The organism is Leifsonia sp. GW821-FHT13C05, from assembly GCF_058806515.1.
Genome location: NZ_JBXAPT010000004.1, coordinates 327269 through 351948 on the forward strand (window position 1 = coordinate 327269; position 24680 = coordinate 351948).

Here is a 24680-nt window from a genome sequence, read left to right on the forward strand (position 1 = left end):
CCGCGCACGCCGTCGCACCGCCTCGCCGGGGCTCAGTGCATCCCGACCGGCCCGCCCCCACCGGCACCGCTACCGGCACCATCCGCAGGGATGCGCCGCCCCCAGATCGCGAACAGCACCAGCGCCGCGGCCGGGAACGCCGCGCCGAGCAGCAGGGACGTGGAGATGCCGCGTGCCTCGCCGGAGGTGGCCGTGACCGCGATGAACACCGTGGTCAGGACCGCGACGCCGACGCTGCCGCCGAGCTGCTGCATCCCCTGCACCAGACTGGATGCCGCGCTCACCTCGTCCGACGGGGCCTGCGCCATCGCGATCGACGTGAGCGGTGCGAAGGTCAGGCCGGCGCTGATGCCGAGCACGATCGCAGGTCCCAGGATGCCGCTGAGGAAGGTGCTGGATGCGCTCATCTGGCCCAGCCAGATCAGGCCGACGACCATGCCGCTGAGGCCGAGCACGCCGACCACCTTCTCGCCGACGCGGGGGAGCAGGTAGCGCGGTGCCAGCTCATTGGTGATGAGCATCGCGCCGACGAACGGCAGCAGGGCGAGGCCGGTTCCGAGCGGGTCGAAGCCGAGCACCTTTTGGGTGAACAGGGTCACGAAGTAGAAGAAGCCGAACATCCCGGCCGGGACCAGGAGCATCCCGAGCAGCGGTGCCGCCGTGCGCATCCGCGAGAAGAAGTGCAGCTGCACCACCGGGCTCGAGTGCTTGCGTTCGATGAAGATCAGGCCGACGAGGGATGCTGCGGCGATCACGAACGACGCGATCGACTGCACGTCGGTCCAGCCGTGGCTGGCGGCGCGGGTGAACGCGTAGACGAGGGCGACCATCCCGATCGTGGAGACGGCAGCGCCGCCCAGGTCGAGCTTCGCCGGAACGCGCTTCGTCTCGGTGAGGAACAGGGCGGCGCCCGCGATGATCAGGATGCCGATCGGCACGTTGACGAACATGACCCACTCCCAGCCGAAGCTGGTGGTGAGGATGCCGCCGAGGATCAGGCCGATGGCGCCGCCGCTGCCCGCGGCGAGCACGAACAGGGACATCGCGCGCGCCCGGTTCGCGCCCTCGGTGGTGTTGGCGACGAGCAGCACGAGCGTGCTCGGCGCGGCGATGGCGGCGCCGATGCCCTGCAGGATGCGCGCGGCGACCAGGATCTCCGGCGAGGGCGCGAACCCGCCGAGGGCCGACGCGACGATGAACACGCCGACGCCCACGATCAGGGCGAGCCTGGCTCCGACGATCGAGCCGATCTTGCCGCTCAGCAGGATGAGGCCGCCGAACGCGAGCGCATACGCGGTGACCACCCACGACAGGTCGGTGGGGGAGAAGTGCAGTTCCTTCTGGATGTCGGGGAGGGCGACGTTGACGATGCTCGCGTCGACCACCAGCATCAACTGCGTGATGAAGACGACGACGAGGCCGAGGGCCGGTCCGCGCAGCGAGGCACGGGATGCGCGGGGCGCGCTGGTGGTGACGGCGGGAAGCGGGGAGGTTGGTGGGTTCTCGTTGAGTTCGGTGGTCGACATATGGTGCGTTCCGTTCCGCGGGGCTTAGACTGCTATCCGGAGAGACTCTCCTCTTGAGTGATCAACAATATGGAGACTGTCTCCGCTTTGTCAATGGCGATGAAGTGAACTGGTCGAGAAGGAGTTCGAATGGGCGGCGACACCATCACCCAACCCAAGCCGTTGCGCGCGGACGCGCAGCGCAACTACGACAAGATCGTCAACGTCGCCTGCGAGGCGTTCGCCGAGAACGGCGTGCAGACATCGCTCGACGACATCGCCAAGAGGGCCGGCGTCGGGGCGGGAACGCTCTACCGGCACTTCCCGACCAGGGAGTGCTTGCTCGCCGCCGCCCTCGTCGAGAGCAGGCAGGGCCTGGACGCCCGGGCGACGGAGCTGCTGAGCAGGCCGGATGCGGGTGAGGCCCTCAACGACTGGCTGATCGACCTGGCCAGGCATCTGTCCAGCTACGACGGGCTGCCCGACTCGGTGGCGGATGCCGTCTGCGACCCGGAGTCGCCGCTGACGGCGCCCTGCAGTTCGATGAAGGTCGCGACCGCGCGTCTGCTCAGCCGGGCTCAGGATGCGGGAGCGGTACGGCCCGACGTCGTCGCCGACGACCTGTTCGTGTTCGCCAGCTCACTGGCGTGGGCGGCCAATAAGAGCGGATACACCCGCGACGATCTGCGCAGGGTGCTGAACCTGTTCGTCGCCGGGCTGCGCTGACACATCCGGGACGACTGGCGCATCCGGAACGAGCCGGATGCGGCGCGCCAGACGGCGCCCCGCGATCAGCGGTTGCGGTACGGCGACTTCGCCATCTGCACGAGGGCGGCCAGCGAGAGGCCGCCGCCGACGATGACGACGAGCCAAATGAATCCGATGAGCAATCCAGCCATGCATTCACGGTACACCGTCGGACGCTGGCGGACGCGCGTGGCGGGGCGGATACTGAGGCCATGATGCGCATCGGATCGATCGTGTGGGGTGTGCGGGACGTGCCGCGGGCCATCGAGTTCTGGACAGCGGCCATCGACTACCGGCCGCTGCGGGAGCCCGACGACGACTGGGCGATCCTGGTCCCGAACACCGGGCACGGCCCGCAGTTGGCGATCTCGCAGGTCTCCAGCGCGGCCGCCGACCACCAGCGCCACCACCTGGACCTGTATGCGCTCGACCAGGGGGAGGAGGTCGAGCGTCTGCTGGGGCTCGGCGCATCCCGGGTGGACTGGGACTACGAGGAGGGCGCGGACTACGTGGTGCTCGCCGACCCGGACGGCAACAGGTTCTGCGTGGTGGCCGCCGGTGAAGCGGCGCGCGAGCACTGACCGCTGTGATGCGCGCTGACGGCTGCAGTGTGCGCAGGCGGCGGCTGTGAGGACTTTCAGCGCGCGGAGAGGCTGCGTTCAAGGTTGCGGTGGAGAGTGATAGCGGACGCCGAACTGGTGTGGTGTCTCCCGACCCGGTCGTGGCATCGATTCCCCGTAGCGCCACGGCCGGGTCCTTCTCGGCCGGACGCATCCGGCGTCGGCGGAAGCGTCGGCGCGGGTAGGCTCGTGCGGTGCCTTCCTCCCGCTGTCCCTGCCTGAGCGGCCAGCCGTACGACGAGTGCTGCGGTCCGCTGCACCGCGGCGAGCAGGCGGCGCCGACGGCCGAGCGGCTGATGCGGTCGCGGTTCTCCGCGTTCGCGCTCGGCGACGCCCCGTATCTGCTGCGCAGCTGGCATCCGTCGACCCGCCCGCAGACGCTCGAACTCGACCGCGGTCTGCGCTGGTACCGGCTCGACATCGAGCGCACCGAGCGCGGCGGCCCGTTCGACCGGGACGGCGTCGTGGAATTCTCCGCCTACTACAAAGGCGAGGAGCGCGGCGTGCAGCACGAGGCGTCCCGGTTCCTGCGCGAGGGCCGGGACTGGTACTACGTGGATGCGCTCTAGCGCGACGGCTCCACGTACTTCTCCCACAGCCAGACGCACACGCTGAGCGCGGCGAACGCGAAGGCGGCGATGGCGATGACCAGCGTGCTCTGCCCCGTCTCGACGAGGGAGGCGACGGGAAGCAGCAGCGCGAACAGCAGGGTGTAGACGACCAGCGCCAGTCCGACCCAGATGCCGCGCGACCACTGGAACACCTGTCGTCCGGCGAGCCCGCCGATCGGCAGCAGGGCGATGGCCGCGGAGCCGAGGCCGAGCAGCGACACCGCGTTGGCGAGTTCGCGGAAGAACGCGGAGACCACGCCGGTCGGCTCGGGCAGCAGGCCGACGGTCAGCCAGGCGATCACGCCGAGCACGGCGACGCCGGCCAGCTGGACGGCGGCGACCCTGCCGCGCGCCACCCTCCCGGCCGCACCGGCGAACGCGACGCCGAGGATCAGCCCGAACAGGAGGGCGGGCTGCAGCCCGATCAGCCGCGAGGCGACGGCAGCGACGCCGACGATGATGAGCATCGACGGCCGGAAGATCATGGTCGCCCGACCGCCGCCGAAGTGCGGGGAGGTCCAGCGCGCGACGGCCACCCAGACAGCGTTCACCGCGGCCAGCGCGACCGCGATGGCGAGGATGACGCGCAGGTATGCCCCCGCGTCGTCGACCGGGCTGGACAGGGTCACGAGGGCTGCCGCCGCGACGAACGCCGTCGGGATCAGCCACGGGCTGCGCGGGGCGGCAGCTCCGGATGCGGCGTCCGCCGACGCGACGGAGGCCCCGGATGCGCCGACTCCGGATGCACCGGCCCCGGATGCCCCGACGCGGGATGCCCCGGCAGCGTCCGCGTCACGCAGCTCCGCCCTGCTGCGGTTGCGTCCGAAGATGCTCGCCCGGGTCCGCGCGGCGCGTCCGTCGCGTTCGCGCGCGACGGTCACCGCGAGCAGCCGGGCAGGCAGCGCGAGCAGCAGGAGGGCGGCGACGGCGAGCAGGAGCGACCGCAGCCAGCCCGGGAAGGCGGCGGCGGAGACGACAGGGGCCGACGCGCTGGTGAACGGGGTCCCCATCCAGTCCGGCCGGGTAGGGGCGCCGGTGCCGCCGTACGGGTCGAACGGCGTCGGGCTCGGGGTCGTGCCGGGCGGCACGACGGGGACGGCCGGCGACGGCGTCGTGTGCGGGGAGGGCGTCGTGCTCGGCGACTCCGGAGACGTGCTGGGCGACGGCGCGGCGGTGAGAACGGTGATCGCGACCGGGTTGGATCCGCCGCTGACGTTGCCCGCCGCATCCCGTTGCAGCGCGGAGACGGTGAACCGGCCTGCGCCGAGCGTTCCGGTGCACGACCAGGCCGTGCCGCGCACGACGGCCGTGCACACCACGATGCTGCCGTTGTCGTCGCTGCCGTACACGGTCACCTTCGCGGCGTCCTCTCCTGTGCCGGAGAAGGCGAGCGGGCGGCCGACCGGGGTCTCGGTGCCCGGGGCGGGGGAGCCGATGCGCGGAGCGGCGGGAGGCGTGGTGTCGACGGTGATCGCGACGGGCGCGCTCCTGCCGGAGGACTGGCTGGAGAACGGTGCGCGCTGCGTCGCGGTGATCGTGTGCTTGCCGCTCGGCAGCGGCTTGCTCAGAACGCAGCCCCAGGTGCCGGTGGAGTCGGCGGGGAAGGAGCAGGTGGAGCCGTTCTCGGCGTGGACCGTGACGGTCGCCCCGGGGTATGCCGTGCCGTGCACGCCGCCGCCGGAGATGAGGGTGCCGTTCGGGGCGGCGATGACCGGCGGGGAGAGCACATCCACCCTGTCGGAGGCTTCGAGGCCGTTGTTGCGCGACTCGGCGCGGACAACGACGCCCGGTCCGTCCGGTGGAGTGGAGAGCGCGCAGGACCAGTCGCCGCTCGCGTTTACCGGGGCGTCGCAGCGGGCGCCGGCCGTGCTCGCGGCTCCGGCGGAGACGTGGAGGAGGTCGCCGGGCGTGCCGGTGCCGGACACGGTGAGCGGGAAGGAGGTGACGAGACCGGAGGGCAGCTGGTCGATCGTCGGAGGGCCGGGAGTCGGCGGCGGGGAGGTGGGGGGAGCGGTGTCGGACGGTGCAGCGCTTGGGGTGGTGTCTGCCGGCGAGGTCTGCGATGGCGAGGTCTGCGATGGCCTGGACAGCTGCGGGGAGTTCTGGGCCGGTGCGCCGGAGGAGGGTGACGGCGACGGCGTGGAGGTGGCGGCGCTGGCCGGGGCGACGACGCCGACGGCTCCGAGGAGGGCTGCGCTCGCGAGGCCGACCACGATCAGGGCACCGACAAGCAGCCCGGACGACCCCCTCGGCCGGACTGGTGGCGACACATCAGACGAAAACACCCGCATTCCACCCCATTTCAGGTGGCGCGCCCCCCTTCTGTCAAACTCCCGAGCCGGATTTACGGCATACTGACAACTGGGTCAACCGTCCCACTCTTCGCGCGAGGATGCGCAAGGAGCCCGCGCTGAGGAGTCCGCCGTGACACGTATCTCCGCCGTGGAACGCCGCACCGCGCTGGTGCAGGCCGCCCTCTCCGTCGTCGCGCGCGACGGCGTGGCCGCCGCGACCACGCGCAGGATCGTCGCGGAGGCCGGGATGTCCCTCGCCAGCTTCCACTACGCCTTCACCTCGCGCGACGAGCTGATGGCCGAACTCGTCAACACGGTGGTCGACGGCGAGCAATCCGCGTTCGCCCCCGTGTTCGAGCAGCAGGTCGCCGAGCAGGATGCCCACGAGCAGGCTGCGCCCCGCGCCGAACCGCCGACGATGCGGGATGCGGTGCGCGCCGGGCTCGAACACTACTTCGCCGCCGTCCGCGCCGACCCCGACCGCGAGAAGGCGATGTTCGAGCTCACCCAGTGGGCGCTCCGCGAACCCGGCTTCGCCCCGCTGGCACGCCGTCAGTACGACCGCTACTTCGAGGTCGCGGAGCGCGCCGTCGTGCAGGCGGCGGCGATCACCGGATGCGCGTGGTCGCGCCCCACCGCAGAGGTCGCGCGCCTGCTCGTCGTCCTCACCGACGGCCTCACCGTCGCCTGGCTCGTCACGCGCGACGACGCGGCGGCCCGGGCCACCATCGACTTCGCCGCCGACGCGGTGGCGACGCTCGCGACACCCAGCGAGAAACCGGCACGTGTCCTGTCCACCCTCGACCCGAACGCAGGAACCCGATGACAGAACTCTCAGCTCCGGCGGTCTTCGCCGAGCCCACCCGCCGGGTCACCGGCCGCTGGATCGCGTTCTTCGCGATCGCCTGGCTCGGCATCTGGATGGCGCAGCTCGCGCCCATCCAGAAGCTGCTGCCCGACCAGGTGCAGAAGCAGCTGGACACCACGTACTGGGTCGACAACGTGGTGGTTTTCGGCATCATCTCGGGCATCTCCGGGGTGTGCGCGATCGTCGCGTACCCGCTCACCGGCGCCCTCTCCGACCGGACCACCAGCCGCTTCGGCCGGCGCAGGCCGTGGATCGCGGCGGGCGCCGTCGTGTTCGCGGTCTCGCTCATCCTGCTCGGGCTTCAGACCTCCATCGTCGGGATCGGCGTGTTCTGGTCGCTCGCGCTCACCGGGTTCTGCATCTTGACCGCTGCCCTCACCGCCACGATCTCCGACCAGGTGCCTGTCGGCCAGCGCGGCTACGTGTCCGGCTGGATCAGCGCCCCGCAGGCCATCGGGATCATCCTCGGCGTCTCGCTCGTCACCTACGTCTTCGTCGGCGCGGTGTTCGGGTACACGGCGATGGCGGTGCTGCTGCTCGTGCTCGTCGTGCCGTTCCTCTTCCTCCCCGACGCCGTGCTCCCTCCGCACCTGCGCCAGCGGATGACGTTCCGCGGGATCGTCGAGAGCCTGTGGATCTCGCCGCGCGAGCATCCCGATTTCGGCTGGACGCTACTCAGCCGCGTGCTGGTCAACTTCGGCAACGCGTTCGGCACCTCGCTTCTCCTCTACTTCCTGGAGTTCGGGCTGCACGACAAGAACGCCGACGACGACCTGCTCGTCCTGATCCTGATCTACATGGTGTTCGTGATCGTCGCCTCGCTGGTGATGGGCCGCTGGTCGGACAGGATCGGGCGGCGCAAGGCGTTCGTGTTCCTCTCCTCGGCCATCCAGGGCGTCGCGGCGCTGCTGCTGGCGTTCGTGCCGGAGCTGTCGGTGGCGATGGTCGCCGCCGGGCTGCTCGGGCTCGGCTACGGCTGCTTCCTCTCCGTCGACCAGGCGCTCGCCACCCAGGTGCTGCCCGACCCGGAGAACCGGGGGAAGGACCTCGGCATCATGAACATCGCCACCGCCGTCCCCCAGGCGATGGCCCCGCTGATCGGCGCGGGCATCGTCGCTGCGCTCGGCGGTTTCGTCGGGCTGTTCGTCCTCTCCGGCCTGTTCGCGTTCGCGGGTGCTCTCGCGGTCGCACGAGTGAAAGCGGTGCGCTGATGACCTTCTCCATCGACCTCAGCACGAAGCCCACCCCGGCCGAGCGCACCTGGACCACCCCGGATGCGTTCTGGCCGTCCCTGTCGGCCGCGACCGCCAGGCTCGACCCGGCGCTCGCCGTGCTGCACCTGCCGGCGCTGCGGCACAACACCCACGACATGCTGCGCCGGGCCTCCGGGAAGCCGATCAGGGTCGCGTCCAAGTCGGTGCGGGTGCGCTCGGTGCTGGATGCGGTGCTCGCGGTCCCCGGATACGCCGGCGTGCTCGCGTACACGCTGCCCGAGGCGCTGTGGCTGGCGGAGGGGACGGACGGGCATCCGCCGATCGAGGATGTGGTGGTCGGCTATCCGACCGCCGACCGCGTGGCCATCGCACGGCTGGCGTACGCCCCCGAGCTGGCGGAACGCGTGACGCTCATGGTCGACTCCGTGGCCCACCTGGACTTCATCGACGCGGTCGTCCCCCCGGCGCAGCGGCAGAGCATCCGGTTGTGCATCGAGTTGGATGCGTCGTGGCTGAGCCCCGTGCTCGGCCACATCGGCGTGTTCCGGTCTCCGTTGCACACGCCGGCCGCCGTGCGCGAGCTGGCGGAGGCGATCGTGCGCCGTCCCGGCTTCACCCTGGTCGGCATGATGGCCTACGAGGCGCAGATCGCCGGGCAGGGCAACAACCCGCCCGGCAGGCCGGCGTGGGGTGCGACGCTGCGCTGGATGCAGAAGAACTCCGGCGCCGAACTGCTCGACCGGCGCGGCCAGGCGGTCGCGGCCGTGCGCGAGATCGCGGACCTCGAGTTCGTGAACGGCGGAGGGACGGGGTCGCTGGAGTTCACGGCGTCGGACGAGTCCGTCACCGAGATCGCCGCGGGGAGCGGACTGTTCGGCGGCTACCTGTTCGATTCGTACGCCGGGTTCCGTCCAGCGCCTGCCGCGTCGTTTGCGCTGTCCGTCGTGCGGCGGCCGGGCCCGGATGTTGCGACCATGCTCGGCGGCGGCTGGATCGCCTCCGGTCCTCCCGGTGCGGACAGGATGCCCAAGATCGAGTGGCCGACCGGGCTGTCGATGGTGGCCAGGGAGATGGCGGGCGAGGTGCAGACGCCCGTCACCGGGGTGGCGGCCGGGGTGATGCGCGTCGGCGACCGGGTGTGGCTGCGGCACACCAAGTCCGGCGAGCTGAGCGAGCACGTCGACGAGTTCCACCTGATCGACGCGGTCGACGGCCGCGCTACCGTGGTCGGAGCGGTCCCCAGCTATCGCGGCGACGGAAAGGTGTTCCTGTGACGGCCACGGGCGCCCTCTGGCGCAACTGGGCCCGCACGGAGCAGGTCCGCCCCACCCGCGTCGAGCGCCCGGCCGACGCCGATGCCGTGCAACGCGCGGTCGCGGCGGCGGCGAGACAGGGGATGCGCGTCAAGGCCGTCGGCGCCGGGCACAGCTTCACCGGCATCGCGGTGGCTCCCGGGGTGCAGCTCGACCTGTCCGCCCTGCGCGGCATCGTCGACGTCGACGTGGAGCGCGGCCGGGTGACGCTCGCGGCGGGCACCCACCTGCACGAGCTGCCCCGGCTGCTGCGCCAGCACGGCCTCGCGCTCGAGAACATGGGCGACATCGACCGGCAGACCATCGCGGGCGCGACCTCCACGGGAACCCACGGCACCGGCGGAGGCTTCGGCGGCCTCGCGACCCAGATCGTCGGCGCCACGCTGGTGACGGGCACGGGCGAGGTGCTGACGGTGAACGAGACCAGTAACGCGGAGCTCTTGCCCGCCGTGCGTCTCGGCCTCGGCGCGCTCGGCGTGCTGGTCGACCTGACCATCCAGTGCGTCCCCGCCTACCTCCTGCAGGCGGTCGAGCGGCCGGAACCGCTGCAGCACACGCTCGACACCTTCCTCGAACGCTCGGCGGCGGAGGACCACTTCGAGTTCTACTGGTTCCCGCACACCGAGACGGCGCTCACCAAGACGAACACGCGGCTTCCGCTCAGCGCGCCCGCTGCACCGCTGCCCGCCTTCGGCCGCTGGGTCGACGACGAGCTGCTCGCCAACGGCCTCTACCGCGGGGTCTGCGCCGTCGGCACGATGGCCCCGGCGATCATCCCGCCGTTCAGCCGCCTGGCGCAGAAGCTCACCGGCAACCGGGACTTCACCGACATCTCTCCCCGCGTCTTCGTGACCAACCGCACCGTGCGCTTCCGCGAGATGGAGTACGCGATCCCGCGGGAGGCGGTGCCCGGCGCCCTCGCCGAAGTCAAGGCGCTGATCGAGCGGCGCGGCTGGCGCATCTCGTTCCCGGTGGAGGTGCGCTCCGCCGCCGCGGACGACAACTGGCTGTCGACGGCCTACGGACGTGAGACCGGATACATCGCCGTGCACCGCTACTACCGCGAGGACTCGACGGAGTACTTCGCGGCGGTGGAGGAGATCATGATGGCGCACGACGGCCGCCCGCACTGGGGCAAGCTGCACACCAGGCACGCCGAGTCGCTGCGCGCGACGTATCCGCGGTTCGACGACTTCCTGGCCGTGCGCGACCGGCTGGATCCGGAGCGCCGCTTCGAGAACGTGTACCTGCGGCGGGTGCTGGGGGAGTGACCGGTGGATGCGCGGTGTCCCCAAAGCGGGTGCCGCGTGTCCAGGGGACGGCCCGGTGAGGAAGCCTCGGATTTCCGCGTGATTCCGCGGAAAACGGCGTGATTCCGACGATCTGCGGTGGTCGACGGGGTGACGCGTGTGACTCGTGTGACGGGCGTGATTCTTGACACGTCCTCATTTCCCTGGAAAACTCCCTGCTAGCTGTGAATCGCCTGTGAGTTGTTGAGAATAGTTCATCTTCAGGGAGCTCGCCGATGTCCGACCGCATCACCCGTTCCGCCCGCCCCATCGCACGCTTCGGCCCCGCGCTCGCCGCGGTCGCGCCGTTCTCCACCCCGGGGGTCCCTGCCCCGGTGCAACGCTCGTGCTGACCCCATCGGGAAACTGGGGTCGTCCCTAGCCGAGCTCTGACGGCATCCGTCCGACCACGGATGCCGCCAGCGAAACGATCGCGGCGTCGACCGCCTCCGGTGTCGGGCACTCGGAGGCGTCGGCGCCGCGTCGTCGTTCCCGCCGAGGTCGCCCGTCGATCGCCTCTGCTCAGGCGGTGCGGCGCTGGAGGGTGAGGGAGCCGAAGACGATCGCGGCCAGTGCGAACGCGCCGATGATGAGCAGCTGGCCGCCCACATACGCGGCGTCGTGCGTGTCGTTCGCCACCGCGTTCAGCGCGTCGATGGCGTGCGAGAGCGGGAGCCAGTCGCTGATGATGTGCAGCGCATCCGGCAGCTGGTCGCGCGGGATGAAGATGCCGCCGAGCAGGATCTGCGGGAACACCAGCGCCGGCATGAACTGCACCACCTGGAACTCCGTGCGGGCGAACGCACTCACAAACAGGCCGAGCGTGGTGCCGAGGATCGCGTCGGCGAGCGCCACCGCGACCAGCAGCCACACGCTGCCCTTGATGTCGAGCCCGCACACCCACACGGCGTACGCCACGGCGACCAGCGTCTGCACCACGGCCAGCAGCCCGAACGCGAGCGTGTATCCCAGGATGAAGTCCGCCTTGCCGAGCGGCATCGACAGCAGGCGTTCCAGGGTGCCGGTGCGCCGCTCGCGCAGTGTGGTGATGCTCGTCACCAGGAACATCACGATGAACGGGAACAGCGCGAGCATCGCCGGGCCGATGGTCGAGAACACGCCGGTGTCCGTGAAGATCCAGGCGACCAGTCCGATCAGCAGGCTCGGCACCACCACGAGCAGGGCGATGGTGCGCGGGTCGTGCCGGATCTGCGTCAGCACGCGGCCGGCGGTGGCGATGGTGCGGGTGCCGTTCATCGCTCGCCCCCGTCGGTGTCTGTCCCGGTGTTCGGCGCATCCGGTGTGTCCGGTGCATCCGGTGTGTCCGGTGCGTCCGCCGCATCCGCCGCCTCCGGGAGGGCGTGCTTGGGATGGCGGCGTCGGATCAGTGCCAGGAACGCGCCCTCCGCATCCTCTGCCCCCGTCGACGCGAGCAGGGAGGCGGGCGTCTCGTCGGCGAGGATCGCCCCGTCGCGCATCAGCAGCAGCCGGTCGCAGCGGCTGGCCTCGTCCATCACGTGGCTCGAGATGAGCAGGCTGGTGCCCGCGTCGGCGAGCCGGTGGAACAGCTCCCACAGCTCTACGCGGAGGAGGGGGTCGAGGCCGACCGTCGGCTCGTCGAGCACGAGCAGATCCGGGGCGCCGAGCAGTGCGGCGGCGAGCGAGACCCTGCTGCGCTGGCCGCCGGAGAGGGTGGAGACCAGCTGGCCGGCGTTGGCGCCGAGGTCGGTCGCCTCGATGGCGCGGTCCACATCGGCCTTCGCCGCACCGAGGATGCGCCGGAAGTATGTGAGGTTCTGCTGCACCGTGAGGTCGTCGTAGACGCTCGCGGCCTGCGTCACGTAGCCGACGCGGTGGCGGAGCCCGGGCGATCCAGCCGGCTCGCCCAGCACCTCGACGGTGCCGCCCGCCACCCGCTGCACACCCACGATGGAGCGCATCAGGGTGGTCTTGCCGCAGCCACTCGGCCCGAGCAGCCCGACCACCTCGCCGCGCGGGATGCGCAGGGTCAGCCCGTCCAGGATCGTCGCTTTCCCGCGGCGCACCGTGAGGCCGTCGACGGAGACCGCGCTGGCCGCAATATTCATCATGTGATGAATTATTCGCTCCGAGCCCCGGCGCGTCAAGGACTACGGCAGTTGCTGCGTCCCAGGGCTCCCCGGAAGCACCGTGCCGCCCTGTACATCCCCGAACAGATGCCACTGGATCACCGGCCCGATGCGCCGGGCGAGCTCGTCGGCGTCGGCGTGCGCCACCGGCTCCAGCTTGAGCACGAACCGGGTGAGCATCAGCCCCACCAGCTGGGATGCGGCCAGATTGGCCCGCAGATCGGCGTCGTCTCCTCCGGCCAGGGCGGCGAGCCGCACGAACACCTCCCTGGTCAGGAACTCCTTGAGCATCCTGCTGCCCGGCCCGCTGCCGAGGGCCGTGCGCAGGATCGCCACGATGCGCGCCTGCGACCGGGCGTCGTCGAGCTGCCGCACCAGCAGCCGCACGATCGAGGCGCCGACCTCCTCGCGCGGACCGGCGAGGATCACGCCCAGGATGCGGTCGGGCCGCAGCGGTGCATCCAGCGACGCGGTGAACAGGTCGGCCTTGTCGTCGAAGTAGTGGTGGACCAGCGCCGAGTCCACTCCGGCCCTCCGTGCGATGGCCCGCAGCGACGCCGCGTCGTAGCCGCGCTCGGCGAACTCCTCCGTCGCCGCCTTCAGGATGGCGGACTTGGCGGAGGCGCCGTCCCGCTGCTTGCGGGGACGGCCCCGACCGCGACGTTCGGCGACCTCACTCACCTGCCCATTGTGCACCCGGCGGAGCGGCGCCTGCCGAACCGCACCATGCTTGCTTTGAGAGTGGTGGGAACGCGGTGAGAGCGTCGCGGGCCGCCGTTAGGATGGGATCTGCGCCCAGTCGTCACGCGCCAGGACACCAAGGAGTACCCGAAAATGGAATGGCTCATCCCGGTCATCATCGTCGTCGTGATCGTCGCGATCATCGGGATCTACCTGTGGGCCACCTACAACTCGCTGGTGACTCTCAAGGTCCGCGTCGACGAGGCGTGGAGCGACATCACGGTGCAGCTCAAGCGTCGTGCCGACCTCATCCCCAACCTCATCGAGACGGTCAAGGGCTATGCGGCGCACGAGAAGGGCGTCTTCGAGTCCGTCACGCAGGCCCGCGCAGAGACGCTGTCCGCGCAGGGACCGGCCGAGGCATCCGTGGCCGAGGGTCACATGCAGAGCGCGCTGAAGAGCATCTTCGCGGTCGCTGAGGCATACCCGCAGCTGCAGGCGAGCCAGAACTTCCTGCGCCTGCAGGCCGACCTGGTCGACACCGAGGACAAGATCCAGGCCTCGCGCCGGTTCTACAACGGCGGAGTCCGCGAACTCAACACCAAGATCAAGGTGTTCCCGAACAACATCTTCGCCAAGCGCATGGGCTTCACGGAGCGCGACTTCTTCGAGGTCAGCGACCTCGCTGCGATCGCGGAGCCCCCGCGCGTCCAGTTCTAGCGGGCGGCGATGTATAGGGCGATAGCCAGGAACAAGCGCAATACGGTCTTCACGATCCTGCTGTTCCTGATCATCATCGGCGGCCTCGGCTGGCTCGCGAGCTTCATCTACCAGAGCTACACGATCCTGTGGGTCGTGGTCATCGGCGCCGTGCTCTACGCGGTGGTGCAGTACTTCCTGGCGAGCAGCCAGGCGCTGAGCATGTCGGGCGCCATCCCGATCACCAAGGCCGACAACCCGCGCCTGTGGAACATCGTCGAGAACCTGTCGATCACCACGGGCACGCCGATGCCGGCGGTCTACATCGTCAACGACCCGGCGCCCAACGCGTTCGCCACCGGGCGTGACCCCGAGCACGCGTCGGTGGCGGCCACCACGGGGCTGCTCGACATCATGACCGACGCCGAACTCGAAGGCGTCATGGCGCACGAGCTGGGGCACGTCCGCAACTACGACATCCGGCTGTCGATGATCGTGTTCGGCCTCACGGTCGCCATCGGCTTCATCGCCGACATCTTCCTCCGCATGGCGTTCTTCGGCGGCATGGGCAACCGCAACAACAACAACGGCGGCGGGGGAGGCGGAAACCCGGTCATCCTGGTCTTCGGCCTCATCGCCGCGATCATCGCCCCGCTGGTCGCCACCCTGGTGCAGCTGGCGGTCTCCCGTCAGCGCGAATACCTCGCAGACGCCACGGGCGCGATGACCACCCGGCACCCGGATGCGCTGGCCAGCGCCCTGCTCAAGCTCGAGGCATACGGGCGTCCGATGCAGAAGCAGAACTCGTCGATGGCGCACCTCTGGATCGCCAACCCGCTGAAGCCCAGCCTGATGAGCCGCCTGTTCAGCACCCACCCGCCCATCCCCGAGCGCGTCGACCGCCTCGAGAAAATGGGCTCCACCTTCTAGTCGCTGCGCGCGGCGTCAGTCGAGCTCGGCGGTGCCCGCGTAGCGGTACGGGATGCGCGTCGATGACAGGCGCGGCGCATCCACCGGGTGCCAGAGGGTGCCGACGTTCTGGCCGTCGACGGTGGAGACGTCGCGGATCGGATCGGCGGGCTGACCGTCGATGTAGCTCTGCACGACCTCCGCGTAGACGGTGTCGTCCGGGTTCAGGAGCACGGCGACGTAGTGGTCGGAGGCCCGCACCTCGGAGGCGGGCACCCAGGTGCTCCCGTCGAACTGCACCATCGTGCTGCCGTCCTGAGCGCCGCCCGGTCTGACTCCGGTGACGAACCCGTCCACCCAGCGGTCGCCGTCGCGATACGCGTAGAGCTCGCGCATCGGCGATTCGAAGTCGGCCTCATCGGCCCCGGCAGCATCCAGATACTCCAGCGGTGAACTCATGCCCGCACCCTACGCCTGCCCGCCGCCCGTCCCCAAGCAATCGAGTCCGGACTTGTGCACGCTCGCGTCGGCGTGTCGCGTGCATAAGTCCGGACTCGATTGCGTGGGAGCGGGACGGGGCGGCCGGTCAGAGGGCGGCGGCGAGGAGCGGGGCGAGGTCGCCGCGGTGCGGGGCGGTGACGGCGACGTCGTCGAGGACCTGCCAGGCGGCGGTCGTGCGCAGCAGCGGCACCAGGCGCTCGACCGTCTCGGCGGGAGCGCCGGGCTCTGACCACGCCGACTGCACCCGCAGGATGCGCGCCTGGCGGTCGCTCTTCAGGTCGATGCGGCCCACCACGCGGTCGTCGAGCAGGATGGGCAGCGTGTAGTAGCCGAAGATCCGCTTCTCCGCCGGGGTGTAGATCTCGATGCGATAGTGGAAGTCGAACATGCGCAGCGCCCGGTCGCGGTACCAGACCACGGGGTCGAACGGGGAGAGCAGGGCGGTCGCCGACACGCTGCGGGGGAGCCGCGCATCCCGGTGCAGCCAGGTCTTCTCCGGCCGTCCGTTGCGCTCCCAGCCGCCGACCGTCACCGGGATCAGCTCCCCGGCGTCCTCCAGCTCCTGGATGGCCGCCACGGCCGGCGCGCGCTTGATGCGGTAGTAGTCGCCCAGGTCGCCCGCCGTTCCGATGCCGTGGGCCACGGCGGAGCGGCGGATGAGCTCGCGGACCGCATCCGGAGTCGTCACCGTGGTGTCGAGCACCGACGAGGGCAGTACGTCCTCCGCGAGCGCGTACCTCCGCTGGAACCGGGTGCGCCCGGCCACGGCCACCTCGCCGAACAGGAAGAGGAACTCGAGCGCCCGCTTCACGTCCGACCAGCCCCACCACGGGCCGGCCCGCTTGTTGGCGTCGTGCTCGATCTCGCCGGCGACGAGCGGCCCGCGCGACGCGAGCTCGGTGCGCAGCCAGTCGACCGTGGAGGCGTTCCGCTGATACCAGCTGTCCGGGTCCGTGCCGTAGCGCTCGCGGTACGCCGCCATCCGCCACCGGAACAGCGGCCAGTCCTCGCGCCGGATGAACCCGGCCTCGTGCGGCCAGTATTCGGTGTGCGGCGATTTCGCCGCGAACGTCAGCCTGTCGAGCAGCGTCTTGTCGTAGGCGCCGACCCGCGCGAACACCGGCAGGTAGTGGCTGCGCTCGAACACGTTGACCGAGTCGATCTGCAGCAGGTTGATGCGGTCGATCACCCCGTTGAGCTGCCGTGTTCCGACGGTCGATGGATGCGGGCGGCCGAACCCCTGCGCGGCCAGGGCGATGCGCCGTGCGAGCGCGGGGGAGACCTTTTCAACCACACCGTCGACCATAGCGGGAACCGCGGACAGTCCTTTCCCGGCCGTTCACCTTCCGTCCATCGACGGCACCCCGACCGGTCGAACGACCGCCATACGTTGGCACCGGCCCGGATGGGAATCCGTGTGTCCCGCGACCGAACGCGGGACGACCACCCTGGCACCCCACACTGGAGGAACTGTGACCATCAAGCGCGCACGCGTCGCCGGCCTTGCCGCCGCGGCCACCGTCGTCGCACTCTCGCTCGCCGCCTGCACCGGCGGGGCGAACGCAGCAGACCCGACATCGTCGAAGGACATCGCGACCGCTGCCGACGCGAAGGCTGCCGGCGGCATGGATGCGCTCGTCGCCGCCGCGAAGAAGGAGGGCACCCTCAACATCATCGCGACGCCGGGCGACTGGGCGAACTACCAGGAGATCTTCGACGGCTTCACCAAGAAGTACGGCATCACGATCAACCCCAGCCAGGACAGCGCATCCAGCCAGGAGGAGATCGACGCGGCCAAGAAGCTCAAGGGCCAGGACACCGCTCCGGACACCTTCGACATCGGCTCGTCCGTCGCCCTCGCCAACACCGAGTACTTCGCGCCGTACAAGCCCACCGGCTGGGACGACATCCCGGCCAACGAGAAGGAGTCCACCGGGCTCTGGAAGGTCGGGTACTACGGCGTGATGGCGGTCGGCTACGACGCCAACAAGATCAAGTCGGCGCCGAAGAGCCTCGACGACCTGCTCGGCTCCGAGTACAAGGGTGCCGTCGCACTGAACGGCAACCCCACGCAGGCGGCAGCAGCAGCCGGCGCCGTCGCGTTCGCCGACCTGCAGGCGGGCGGAACCCTCGACGACCTCAAGCCGGGCGTCGACTGGTTCGCCAAGCTGAAGAAGGCGGGCAACTGGAACGCCGCGGACGGCAAGCCGAACACCATCGCCTCCGGCGAGACCCCGGTGCTGCTCGACTGGTCGTTCAACCAGAAGGGCTACACCACCTCCGACACCATCAAGGGCGGCGGCGTGAACTGGAAGTACACCGTGCTTCCCGGCACCGCGTACGTCGGCTACTACAACCAGGCCATCAACAAGGACGCCCCGCACCCCGCGGCCGCGCGCCTCTGGGAGGAGTACCTCTACAGCGACGCCGCCCAGAACGCGTGGCTGAAGGGCGGGGCGTACCCGGCCCGCGTGGATGCGATGGAGAAGGCCGGCACGCTGAACAAGGCCGACTTCCCTGGCAAGCTCGACAAGACCGCCGTCATGACGGACAAGCAGGCCACCGACGCCGGAACCCTGCTCAACGCCACCTGGGCGAACGCGGTCGGCTAATGACCGAAACGGTCGGCGCTGCTGCGCCGCCGCTGGAGCGCGACGGCGCCGGGGAGACCCGGCGCCTGTCGCTGCCCAGGGGCCTTCCCGCGATCCTCGGCCTCACGCCGTTCGCGTTCTATGTCGTCGTCTTCCTCGCCGTCCCGACGGTGATCGCGGTCGGCAGCGGGTTCGTGGATGCGGACGGCCGCTTCACCTGGGCGAACATCACCGGCCTCGCCGAGCCCGCGATCTTCGGCTCGTTCGTCGGCGCCTTCTTTCTCTCCGCGGTCACCGCGGTGGTGGGCGCAGTCGCCGGAGCGGCCCTCTGCTTCGCCATGCTGCGCTCGCGCCCGGGCGGTGCCACCCGCTCGCTGGTCGACTCGGCCAGCAGCGTGCTCGCCCAGTTCGGCGGTGTGATGCTCGCGTTCGCGTTCATCGCGACCATCGGCGCCCAGGGCCTCGTGACCGTGCTGCTGCGCAACCAGTTCCACATCAACATCTACGAGAACGGCGTCTGGCTCTACACGGTGCCCGGACTCATCCTGCCGTACCTCTACTTCCAGATCCCGCTCATGGTCATCACGTTCATGCCGGCGCTGGAAGGCCTGAAGCCGCAGTGGCTGGAGGCGAACGCGACCCTCGGGGGGAGCCGCGCCACCTACTGGTTCCGGGTGGGCATCCCGGTGCTGCTCCCGTCGTTCCTCGGCAGCCTGCTGCTGCTGTTCGCGAATGCGTTCTCGTCGTACGCCACCGCGGCGGCGCTCGTCGGGCAGGCGAACAACATCGTCTCCCTGCAGATCCGCCAGGCCCTCATCTCCGAGACCGTCCTCGGCCGCGCCAACCTCGCGGGTGCGATGTCGCTCGGGATGCTCGTGGTGATGATCGTCGTCATGCTCGGATACTCCGCGCTCGCCTCCCGCACCGCCCGGTGGCAGCGATGAGCCGCCGCACGGCCCCGGCGCTCCGCTTCGGCCCCGGCCCGGTCACGCGCACGGTCATCTGGGTGATCTTCGGCCTGTTCTTCCTCATCCCGCTGTTCTCGATGGTGGAGTTCACCCTCCGCACGGCGAAGCCCGGCGTCTACAACATCGACAGGTGGGTGCTCGTCTTCAGCGGGGAGACCACCCGCTACGACCGGATCTACCAGGGTCTCGGCAACTCGCTGGTGCTCGCCGTCGTCACGGTGGCGATCGTGCTGCTCGTGCTGCTGCCGACGATGATCCTGGTGGAGCTGCGCATCCCGAAGCTGCGGCGCGCGCTGGAACTGGTGTGCCTGCTGCCCATCGTGATCCCCGCGATCGTGCTGGTGGTGGGGCTCGCGCCGACGTACGCCGCCGTCACCCAGCTGTTCGGCTCCGGCACCTGGACCCTCGCCTTCGCGTACGGCATCCTGGTGCTGCCGTATGCGTACCGCGCCATCCAGAGCAACATCGCGGCCATCGACGTGGTCACCCTCAGCGAGGCCGGCCGTTCGCTCGGCGCGGGCTGGCTGAGCGTGCTGCTGCGCATCCTGGTGCCGAACCTGCGCCGCGGAATCCTCGCCGCGAGTGTGCTCTCGGTGGCGGTCGTGCTGGGCGAGTTCACCATCGCGTCGCTCCTCAGCAGGGTGAACCTGCAGACGGCGCTGCTGCTGGTGTCGCAGTCCGACCCGTTCGTCGCGGTCATCTTCGCGCTGCTCGCGCTGGTGTTCGCGTTCCTCCTCCTCTTCGTCGTCGACCGTCTCGTGACGGCCGGGCGACGCCGCCCAGCGAAAGGCTGACCCGTGTCCGCACCCGAAACGTCCGTCCTTCCCGCCGCGGCGGGCGCCGCATCCGGTGTCGCCGCATCCGGTGTCGCCGCGTCCGGCGATCTCGGCAGCACCGTCGAGCTGCGCTCCGTCGTGCGCGACTTCGGCGGAGGGGCCGGCCTCGCCGGTCTCAGCCTCAGCGCCAGGCCCGGAGAGCTGATCGCCCTGCTCGGTCCGAGCGGCTGCGGGAAGACCACGGCCCTCCGCGCCCTCGCCGGGCTCGAACGCGTCGACTCCGGCAGCATCCTGATCGACGGCGACGACGTCACCGACCAGCCGACCAACCGCCGCGACCTCGGCATGGTCTTCCAGTCGTACTCGCTCTTCCCGCACCTCACCTCCGGCCAGAACGTCGAGTTCGGGCTCCGGATGCGCAAAGTCTCCTCGGCAGACCGCCGCCGCCGCGCCGCGGAAGCCTTCGACCTCGTCGGCCTCGACCACCACGCCGACCGCTACGCGCACCAGCTCTCCGGCGGCCAGCAGCAGCGCGTCGCCCTCGCCAGGGCGCTCGTGACCCGCCCCCGCGTGCTCCTCCTCGACGAGCCGCTGTCCGCTCTGGATGCGAAGGTCAGGGTGCAGCTGCGCGACGAGATCCGGCGCATCCAGACCGAGCTCGGCATCACCACGTTCTTCGTGACGCACGATCAGGAGGAGGCGCTCGCCGTCGCCGACAGGGTGGCCGTGATGCGCGCGGGCGACATCGAGCAGATCGGCGAGCCGGAAGAGCTCTACCGCCGCCCGGCCTCCGCATTCGTCGCAGAGTTCGTCGGCCTCACCAACCGCGTGCGCGGCACCGTCATCGGCGGCGAGCTGACCGTGTTCGGGATGCGCCTCCCGCTCGTCACCCCGTCGCCCGACGGCCCCGTGACCGTCTACCTCCGCCCGGAGGACGTGCTCTTCTCCGGACCGTCCGCCGCCGCGGCGGGCCCCGTGCTCCCCGGCGTCGTGCTCACCACCAGCTTCCTCGGCGCCCTCCGCCGCACCAGGGTGCGCCTCGACGACGGCACCGAGCTGGCCGTGCAGCACGAGACGCGCCACGCCCCCGCGCCGGGCGAGCGCATCCACGTGTCGCTGGCGGGGACGCCGGTGACGGTGGGGGAGGCGTAGGGGGGAACGTGTCGCTGGCGGGTGACCGTGGCCAATCCCTCCACAGCTGGGCGCATCCTGTGGGTTGCCAACAGCGCGCGTCAACCCGCTGGACCGGCGCCGGTGCGCGCCTAGACTGACCGGCATGTCAGAGAACGACGCGACGCCGAAGCAGCTCACCGTCACGCCGCGCGAGAACCGCGCGCCCGCCAGAGGCTGGTTCCTCAAGGGCCGCCGCCCGGAGCAGGACGGCGCGGTGCAGAAGCACGGGTCCGTCGAGGAGTCGCTGCCGCACGGGATGCTCGTGGCCGGCGCCTGGTCGTGGCGGCTGCTCGTCATCGGCGCCGTCATCGCCGTTGCGATCTTCCTCGTGGTGCAGCTGCGGCTCATCATCATCCCGCTGCTGATCGCCGTGCTGATCTCGGCGCTGCTGGTGCCGTTCGTCGACTTCTTGCACCGGCACAGGTGGCCGCGGTGGGTCGCGATCGTCGCGGCGATGGTCTCGGTGATCGTGGTGGTCGGAGGACTGCTCTACCTCGCGGTCTGGCAGGTCACGCGGCAGAGCCACGAACTTCAGACGCAGTCCGTGGCGGCGTACGACCAGTTCCGCGTGTGGCTGACGTCCGGGCCGCTCGGCCTGAGCGAGAGCCAGATCAGCAGCGCCCTCGACTCGCTCGCGAAGTCGATCCAGCAGGACAGCCAGATCTTCATCACCGGCGCGCTGTCGATCGGCTCGACCCTCGGCCACGTGCTCGCCGGGCTGTTGCTCGTGCTGTTCAGCACACTGTTCATCCTCATCGACGGCCGTTCCATCTGGAACTGGATCGTGCGCATCTTCCCGACGCGCGCCCGCCGCGCCGTCGATGGCGCTGGCCAGGCCGGCTGGGTCACCCTGCGCAACTTCGTGAAGGTGCAGATTCTGGTCGCATCGATCGACGCCCTCGGCATCGGTCTCGGGGCGTTCTTCCTCGGGCTGCCGCTGGTGATCCCGATCGCGGTGCTGGTCTTCCTCGGCTCGTTCATCCCGGTCGTCGGCGCCGTCGTCACCGGTGCGCTGGCGATCTTCATCGCGTTGATCTTCAAGGGCTGGGTGTTCGCGCTCATCATGCTCGCCGTCGTGCTGCTGGTGCAGCAGATCGAGGGGCATGTGCTGCAACCGCTCATCATGGGAACGGCGGTCAAGGTGCATCCACTGGCCGTCGTGCTCGCCGTCGCGGCCGGATCGCTGCTCGCGGGAATCCCCGGTGCGCTGTTCGCGGTGCCGGTCGCCGCCGTGCTCAACGTGATGGTGCACTACGTGTCGAGCGGGGCGTGGCGCGAGGGCACCCACCGGGAATACTCGGCACCCGATACGGTGCTCTGGCAGACCGTCCCGCGGCCGCCACGGCGCGCGAGGACCTGACGGTGTCGGCCGACGGGTCACATTCGGTTCGTGGAATACGTCCGCGAGTAGGCTGTCCCCGTGGCCACGCTGACTGATTCGACGCGCACTCCTTTCGCTGGGCCGAGCCTCGATGAGATCGAGGCCGCACGCATCGTCGTGTCGAAGGTCGCGGAGCCGACGCCCGTCGAGACCTCGCGGTTCCTCGCCGACGTGCTCGGTGCTCCCGTCTTCCTCAAGTGCGAGAACCTGCAGCGCACCGGGTCGTACAAGATCCGCGGCGCGTACAACCGGATGGCCAAGCTCAGCGCCGAAGAGCGCGAGCGCGGCGTCGTCGCCGCGTCGGCGGGCAACCACGCCCAGGGGGTCGCGTTCGCGGCCAGGGAGCTGGGCATCCACGCCACGATCTTCATGCCGGTCGGCGTCGCCATCCCCAAGTTCCAGGCCACCCGCGACTACGGCGCCGACGTCGTCCTGAGCGGCAGCATCGTCGACGAGACGCTGCGCGCCGCCGCCGACTTCGCCGCGGAGACCGGAGCGGTCCTCATCCCGCCGTTCGACCATCCGGATGTGGTGGCCGGGCAGGGCACGCTCGGTCTCGAAATCCTCGACGACGTGCCGGATGCGGCCACCATCGTCGTCCCCATCGGCGGCGGCGGACTCATCTCAGGAGTGGCCAGCGCCGTCAAGCAGCGCGCTGCCGCCGAGGGCAGGGAGATCCGCGTCATCGGCGTGCAGGCGGCCAACGCCGCCGCGTACCCGCCGTCCCTGGATGCGGGGGAGCCCACTGAGATCGCGCTCGTCGCCACCATCGCCGACGGCATCGCCGTGAGCAAGCCGGGCGCCCTCAACTTCCAGATCATCCGCGACGTGGTCGACGAGGTCGTTACCGTCTCGGAGGACGACATCGCACGCGCCCTCCTGGTGCTCCTGGAGCGGGCGAAGCTCGTCGTCGAACCGGCCGGTGCAGCCGCCGTCGCCGCGATCCTGGCCGGCAAGGTCCCCGCCATCGGCCCGACGGTCGCGATCCTCTCCGGCGGCAACATCGACCCGCTGCTCATGCAGCGCATCATCAGCCACGGTCTCGCGGCCTCCGACCGCTACCTCAAGCTCACCATCATGCTGCCCGACCGCCCCGGTCAGCTCGCGCGCATCTCCGAGATCCTCGCCGGCGTCAACGCCAACGTGGTGGAGGTGCTGCACACCCGGCATGGGCGCGGCCTGCAGCTCAGCCAGGTGGAGCTCGACGTCAGCGTCGAGACCCGGGGCACCGATCACCGCCAGCACGTCATCGAAGCGCTCCGCGCCGCGGGCTACGACCCCGTGCTCGACTACGAGTAGGCCGCTCGGCCCCTTGCACGAGAAAGCGCGGTGCGGGATGCCCGCACCGCGCTTCTCACGTGAACCGTCCGCTCAGCCGCGGTAGGTCTCCACGTTCTGGATCGTGACGGCGATCTGCTTGCCGTTCGGCGCGGTGTACGACGTGGAGTCGCCCACCTTGAGGCCGAGGATCGCCTCGCCGAGCGGGCTGCCCTCGGAGTAGACCTGGAGGTCCGTTCCCGCCGCGATCTCGCGGTTGCCGATGAGGAAGGTGCTCTCGTCGCCCGCGATGGTCGCCGTGATCACCGTTCCGGGCTCCACGACACCGTGGCTCTCCGGGGCTTCGCTGACGGTGGCATTGCGCAGCAGGTTGGTGAGCTGCACGATGCGGGCCTCGATCTTGCCCTGCTCGTCTTTCGCGGCGTGGTATCCGCCGTTCTCTTTGAGGTCGCCCTCCTCGCGGGCCGCCTCGATGCGCTTCGCGATCTCGTTTCGGCCGTTGACGCTGAGCTCCTCGAGTTCGGCCGACAGACGGTCGTACGCATCCTGGGTCAGAAAGCTGACCTGAGACTCCTGAGACATGATGAACTCCTTTGCGCCGCCGGTCGTGACCGGCTGGGCAGATCGGCCGGTCCGGGGACCGGCTGGATAAAGTCGACGCCCCGACATCGGTCGGGGCGTATCGAAGAATCCTAGGTCAGCCAGCAGTTGGAAATCAAACCTGTATTGCTCTGCTCCGTGGTCTTGATCGTCTCCGTGTACTCCGTGAGGCGCTTGTCGGAGGCCGGATAGCTGATGATCCGCCAGCCGACGATGGCGAACGACTCGTTCAGCGCCTGCACGGCGCAGGTCACCGGGGTGCCGGGCGGCGTGTTCACGGTGAACGTGATCCGCACGTGGTGCGCATCCGTGATCGTGTACGCGGTGTCCGTCGCCTCGAGGTCGGCCTGGTCGTTGTCCCAGCCCGCCCAGAACGTCCACGCCGCGAAGATCGCGACGAACGCGACAGCCACTCCGATGATCCACCAGCGGTCCCGGCGCTTGCGACCGGGCGTTCGACCGTAGCGGCGATCGAGGGTCTCGGTCACCGCCATCCTTCTCCCTGCACTGAACGTTCTCCCGTGGAAACTGCACCGTCCGGGCGACGGTAGGCT

At 70.1% G+C, this 24680-nt stretch carries 24 protein-coding genes; 15 read left to right on the plus strand and 9 right to left on the minus strand.

The genetic code is table 11. The annotated features are described in order from the left end of the window. Nucleotides 1–32: 32 nt before the first annotated feature. Nucleotides 33–1526 carry an MFS transporter gene (locus AC1ROC_RS13800; RefSeq protein ID WP_493000802.1) on the minus strand — a complete coding sequence of 498 codons (1494 nt, stop codon included), beginning with the start codon at nucleotides 1524–1526 and terminating at the stop codon, nucleotides 33–35. 129 nt (nucleotides 1527–1655) lie between these two features. Between AC1ROC_RS13800 and AC1ROC_RS13805 the strand changes: the two genes are divergently transcribed. The 3 genes from AC1ROC_RS13805 to AC1ROC_RS13815 all read left to right on the plus strand — a co-directional run bounded on the left by AC1ROC_RS13805 (nucleotide 1656) and on the right by AC1ROC_RS13815 (nucleotide 3441). Then, complete coding sequence (locus tag AC1ROC_RS13805; RefSeq protein WP_493000804.1) at nucleotides 1656–2231, plus strand: TetR/AcrR family transcriptional regulator; 576 nt, start codon at nucleotides 1656–1658, stop codon at nucleotides 2229–2231. Between the two features lie 233 nt (nucleotides 2232–2464). Next, complete coding sequence (locus AC1ROC_RS13810; protein WP_493000806.1) at nucleotides 2465–2833, plus strand: VOC family protein; 369 nt, start codon at nucleotides 2465–2467, stop codon at nucleotides 2831–2833. A 233-nt stretch (nucleotides 2834–3066) separates the two neighbouring features. After that, nucleotides 3067–3441 (plus strand): YchJ family protein, encoded by a 375-nt coding sequence (locus AC1ROC_RS13815; protein WP_493000808.1) that lies wholly within the window; start codon nucleotides 3067–3069, stop codon nucleotides 3439–3441. Here AC1ROC_RS13815 and AC1ROC_RS13820 read toward each other — a convergent pair. Next, entirely contained in the window at nucleotides 3438–5753 is a 2316-nt protein-coding gene (locus AC1ROC_RS13820) for an Ig-like domain-containing protein (protein WP_493000810.1), read from the minus strand. The two genes, AC1ROC_RS13815 and AC1ROC_RS13820, sit on opposite strands and share 4 nt — an antisense overlap. Nucleotides 5754–5907: 154 nt before the next feature. Between AC1ROC_RS13820 and AC1ROC_RS13825 the strand changes: the two genes are divergently transcribed. The 4 genes from AC1ROC_RS13825 to AC1ROC_RS13840 are packed head-to-tail and all read left to right on the plus strand — an operon-like array spanning nucleotide 5908 to nucleotide 10443. Further along, a complete protein-coding gene (locus AC1ROC_RS13825; protein WP_168689768.1) occupies nucleotides 5908–6603 on the plus strand; it encodes a TetR/AcrR family transcriptional regulator in 696 nt (231 codons plus the stop codon). Continuing rightward, a complete protein-coding gene (locus AC1ROC_RS13830) occupies nucleotides 6600–7856 on the plus strand; it encodes an MFS transporter (RefSeq protein ID WP_085371247.1) in 1257 nt (418 codons plus the stop codon). Before AC1ROC_RS13825 ends, AC1ROC_RS13830 begins: the two co-directional genes overlap by 4 nt. Further along, nucleotides 7856–9133, plus strand: a complete 1278-nt coding sequence (locus AC1ROC_RS13835; RefSeq protein WP_168689767.1) for an amino acid deaminase/aldolase — start codon at nucleotides 7856–7858, stop codon at nucleotides 9131–9133. Before AC1ROC_RS13830 ends, AC1ROC_RS13835 begins: the two co-directional genes overlap by 1 nt. Beyond that, nucleotides 9130–10443, plus strand: coding sequence for a D-arabinono-1,4-lactone oxidase (locus AC1ROC_RS13840; RefSeq protein WP_168689766.1), 1314 nt, complete (start codon nucleotides 9130–9132; stop codon nucleotides 10441–10443). Before AC1ROC_RS13835 ends, AC1ROC_RS13840 begins: the two co-directional genes overlap by 4 nt. Before the next feature lie 540 nt (nucleotides 10444–10983). Here AC1ROC_RS13840 and AC1ROC_RS13845 read toward each other — a convergent pair. From AC1ROC_RS13845 to AC1ROC_RS13855, 3 genes are read right to left on the minus strand one after another with little or no spacing between them, the layout of a single operon-like run. Further along, entirely contained in the window at nucleotides 10984–11718 is a 735-nt protein-coding gene (locus AC1ROC_RS13845; protein ID WP_085371244.1) for an ABC transporter permease, read from the minus strand. Further along, nucleotides 11715–12551 carry an ABC transporter ATP-binding protein gene (locus tag AC1ROC_RS13850; RefSeq protein ID WP_493000814.1) on the minus strand — a complete coding sequence of 279 codons (837 nt, stop codon included), beginning with the start codon at nucleotides 12549–12551 and terminating at the stop codon, nucleotides 11715–11717. Before AC1ROC_RS13850 ends, AC1ROC_RS13845 begins: the two co-directional genes overlap by 4 nt. A gap of 39 nt (nucleotides 12552–12590) precedes the next feature. Continuing rightward, a complete protein-coding gene (locus tag AC1ROC_RS13855; protein ID WP_247597107.1) occupies nucleotides 12591–13250 on the minus strand; it encodes a TetR/AcrR family transcriptional regulator in 660 nt (219 codons plus the stop codon). A gap of 153 nt (nucleotides 13251–13403) precedes the next feature. Here AC1ROC_RS13855 and AC1ROC_RS13860 point away from each other — a divergent pair, with 153 nt between their 5' ends. Continuing rightward, nucleotides 13404–13970: a LemA family protein gene (locus tag AC1ROC_RS13860; protein ID WP_055895541.1), complete on the plus strand. Its 567-nt coding sequence runs from the start codon at nucleotides 13404–13406 to the stop codon at nucleotides 13968–13970. 9 nt (nucleotides 13971–13979) lie between these two features. Then, nucleotides 13980–14879, plus strand: a complete 900-nt coding sequence (locus AC1ROC_RS13865; protein WP_434949003.1) for a M48 family metalloprotease — start codon at nucleotides 13980–13982, stop codon at nucleotides 14877–14879. A gap of 15 nt (nucleotides 14880–14894) precedes the next feature. Here AC1ROC_RS13865 and AC1ROC_RS13870 read toward each other — a convergent pair whose 3' ends face one another. Both AC1ROC_RS13870 and AC1ROC_RS13875 read right to left on the minus strand, forming a co-directional pair. Further along, a complete protein-coding gene (locus AC1ROC_RS13870; RefSeq protein ID WP_085371242.1) occupies nucleotides 14895–15317 on the minus strand; it encodes a hypothetical protein in 423 nt (140 codons plus the stop codon). 127 nt (nucleotides 15318–15444) lie between these two features. Next, complete coding sequence (locus AC1ROC_RS13875; protein WP_493000818.1) at nucleotides 15445–16653, minus strand: winged helix-turn-helix domain-containing protein; 1209 nt, start codon at nucleotides 16651–16653, stop codon at nucleotides 15445–15447. A 178-nt stretch (nucleotides 16654–16831) separates the two neighbouring features. Here AC1ROC_RS13875 and AC1ROC_RS13880 point away from each other — a divergent pair, with 178 nt between their 5' ends. From AC1ROC_RS13880 to ilvA, 6 genes are all read left to right on the plus strand, one after another. Further along, nucleotides 16832–17971, plus strand: a complete 1140-nt coding sequence (locus AC1ROC_RS13880; RefSeq protein ID WP_493000820.1) for an ABC transporter substrate-binding protein — start codon at nucleotides 16832–16834, stop codon at nucleotides 17969–17971. Continuing rightward, nucleotides 17971–18894: an ABC transporter permease gene (locus tag AC1ROC_RS13885; protein ID WP_373270207.1), complete on the plus strand. Its 924-nt coding sequence runs from the start codon at nucleotides 17971–17973 to the stop codon at nucleotides 18892–18894. Before AC1ROC_RS13880 ends, AC1ROC_RS13885 begins: the two co-directional genes overlap by 1 nt. After that, a complete protein-coding gene (locus AC1ROC_RS13890; protein ID WP_085371262.1) occupies nucleotides 18891–19712 on the plus strand; it encodes an ABC transporter permease in 822 nt (273 codons plus the stop codon). The genes AC1ROC_RS13885 and AC1ROC_RS13890 overlap by 4 nt, the downstream gene beginning before the upstream one ends. Before the next feature lie 3 nt (nucleotides 19713–19715). Continuing rightward, the gene (locus tag AC1ROC_RS13895; protein WP_493000823.1) at nucleotides 19716–20846 is read left to right on the plus strand and encodes an ABC transporter ATP-binding protein; all 1131 of its coding nucleotides are present in this window, start codon (nucleotides 19716–19718) and stop codon (nucleotides 20844–20846) included. A gap of 124 nt (nucleotides 20847–20970) precedes the next feature. After that, nucleotides 20971–22227 (plus strand): AI-2E family transporter, encoded by a 1257-nt coding sequence (locus AC1ROC_RS13900; protein WP_493000825.1) that lies wholly within the window; start codon nucleotides 20971–20973, stop codon nucleotides 22225–22227. A 60-nt stretch (nucleotides 22228–22287) separates the two neighbouring features. Further along, nucleotides 22288–23547, plus strand: a complete 1260-nt coding sequence (gene ilvA / locus AC1ROC_RS13905; protein ID WP_085371145.1) for a threonine ammonia-lyase — start codon at nucleotides 22288–22290, stop codon at nucleotides 23545–23547. A 72-nt stretch (nucleotides 23548–23619) separates the two neighbouring features. Here ilvA and greA read toward each other — a convergent pair whose 3' ends face one another. Together greA and AC1ROC_RS13915 are read right to left on the minus strand one after the other, a co-directional pair. Further along, nucleotides 23620–24108 (minus strand): transcription elongation factor GreA, encoded by a 489-nt coding sequence (gene greA, locus AC1ROC_RS13910; protein WP_085371144.1) that lies wholly within the window; start codon nucleotides 24106–24108, stop codon nucleotides 23620–23622. 110 nt (nucleotides 24109–24218) lie between these two features. After that, complete coding sequence (locus tag AC1ROC_RS13915) at nucleotides 24219–24614, minus strand: DUF4307 domain-containing protein (protein WP_493000828.1); 396 nt, start codon at nucleotides 24612–24614, stop codon at nucleotides 24219–24221. Nucleotides 24615–24680 lie beyond the last annotated feature (66 nt).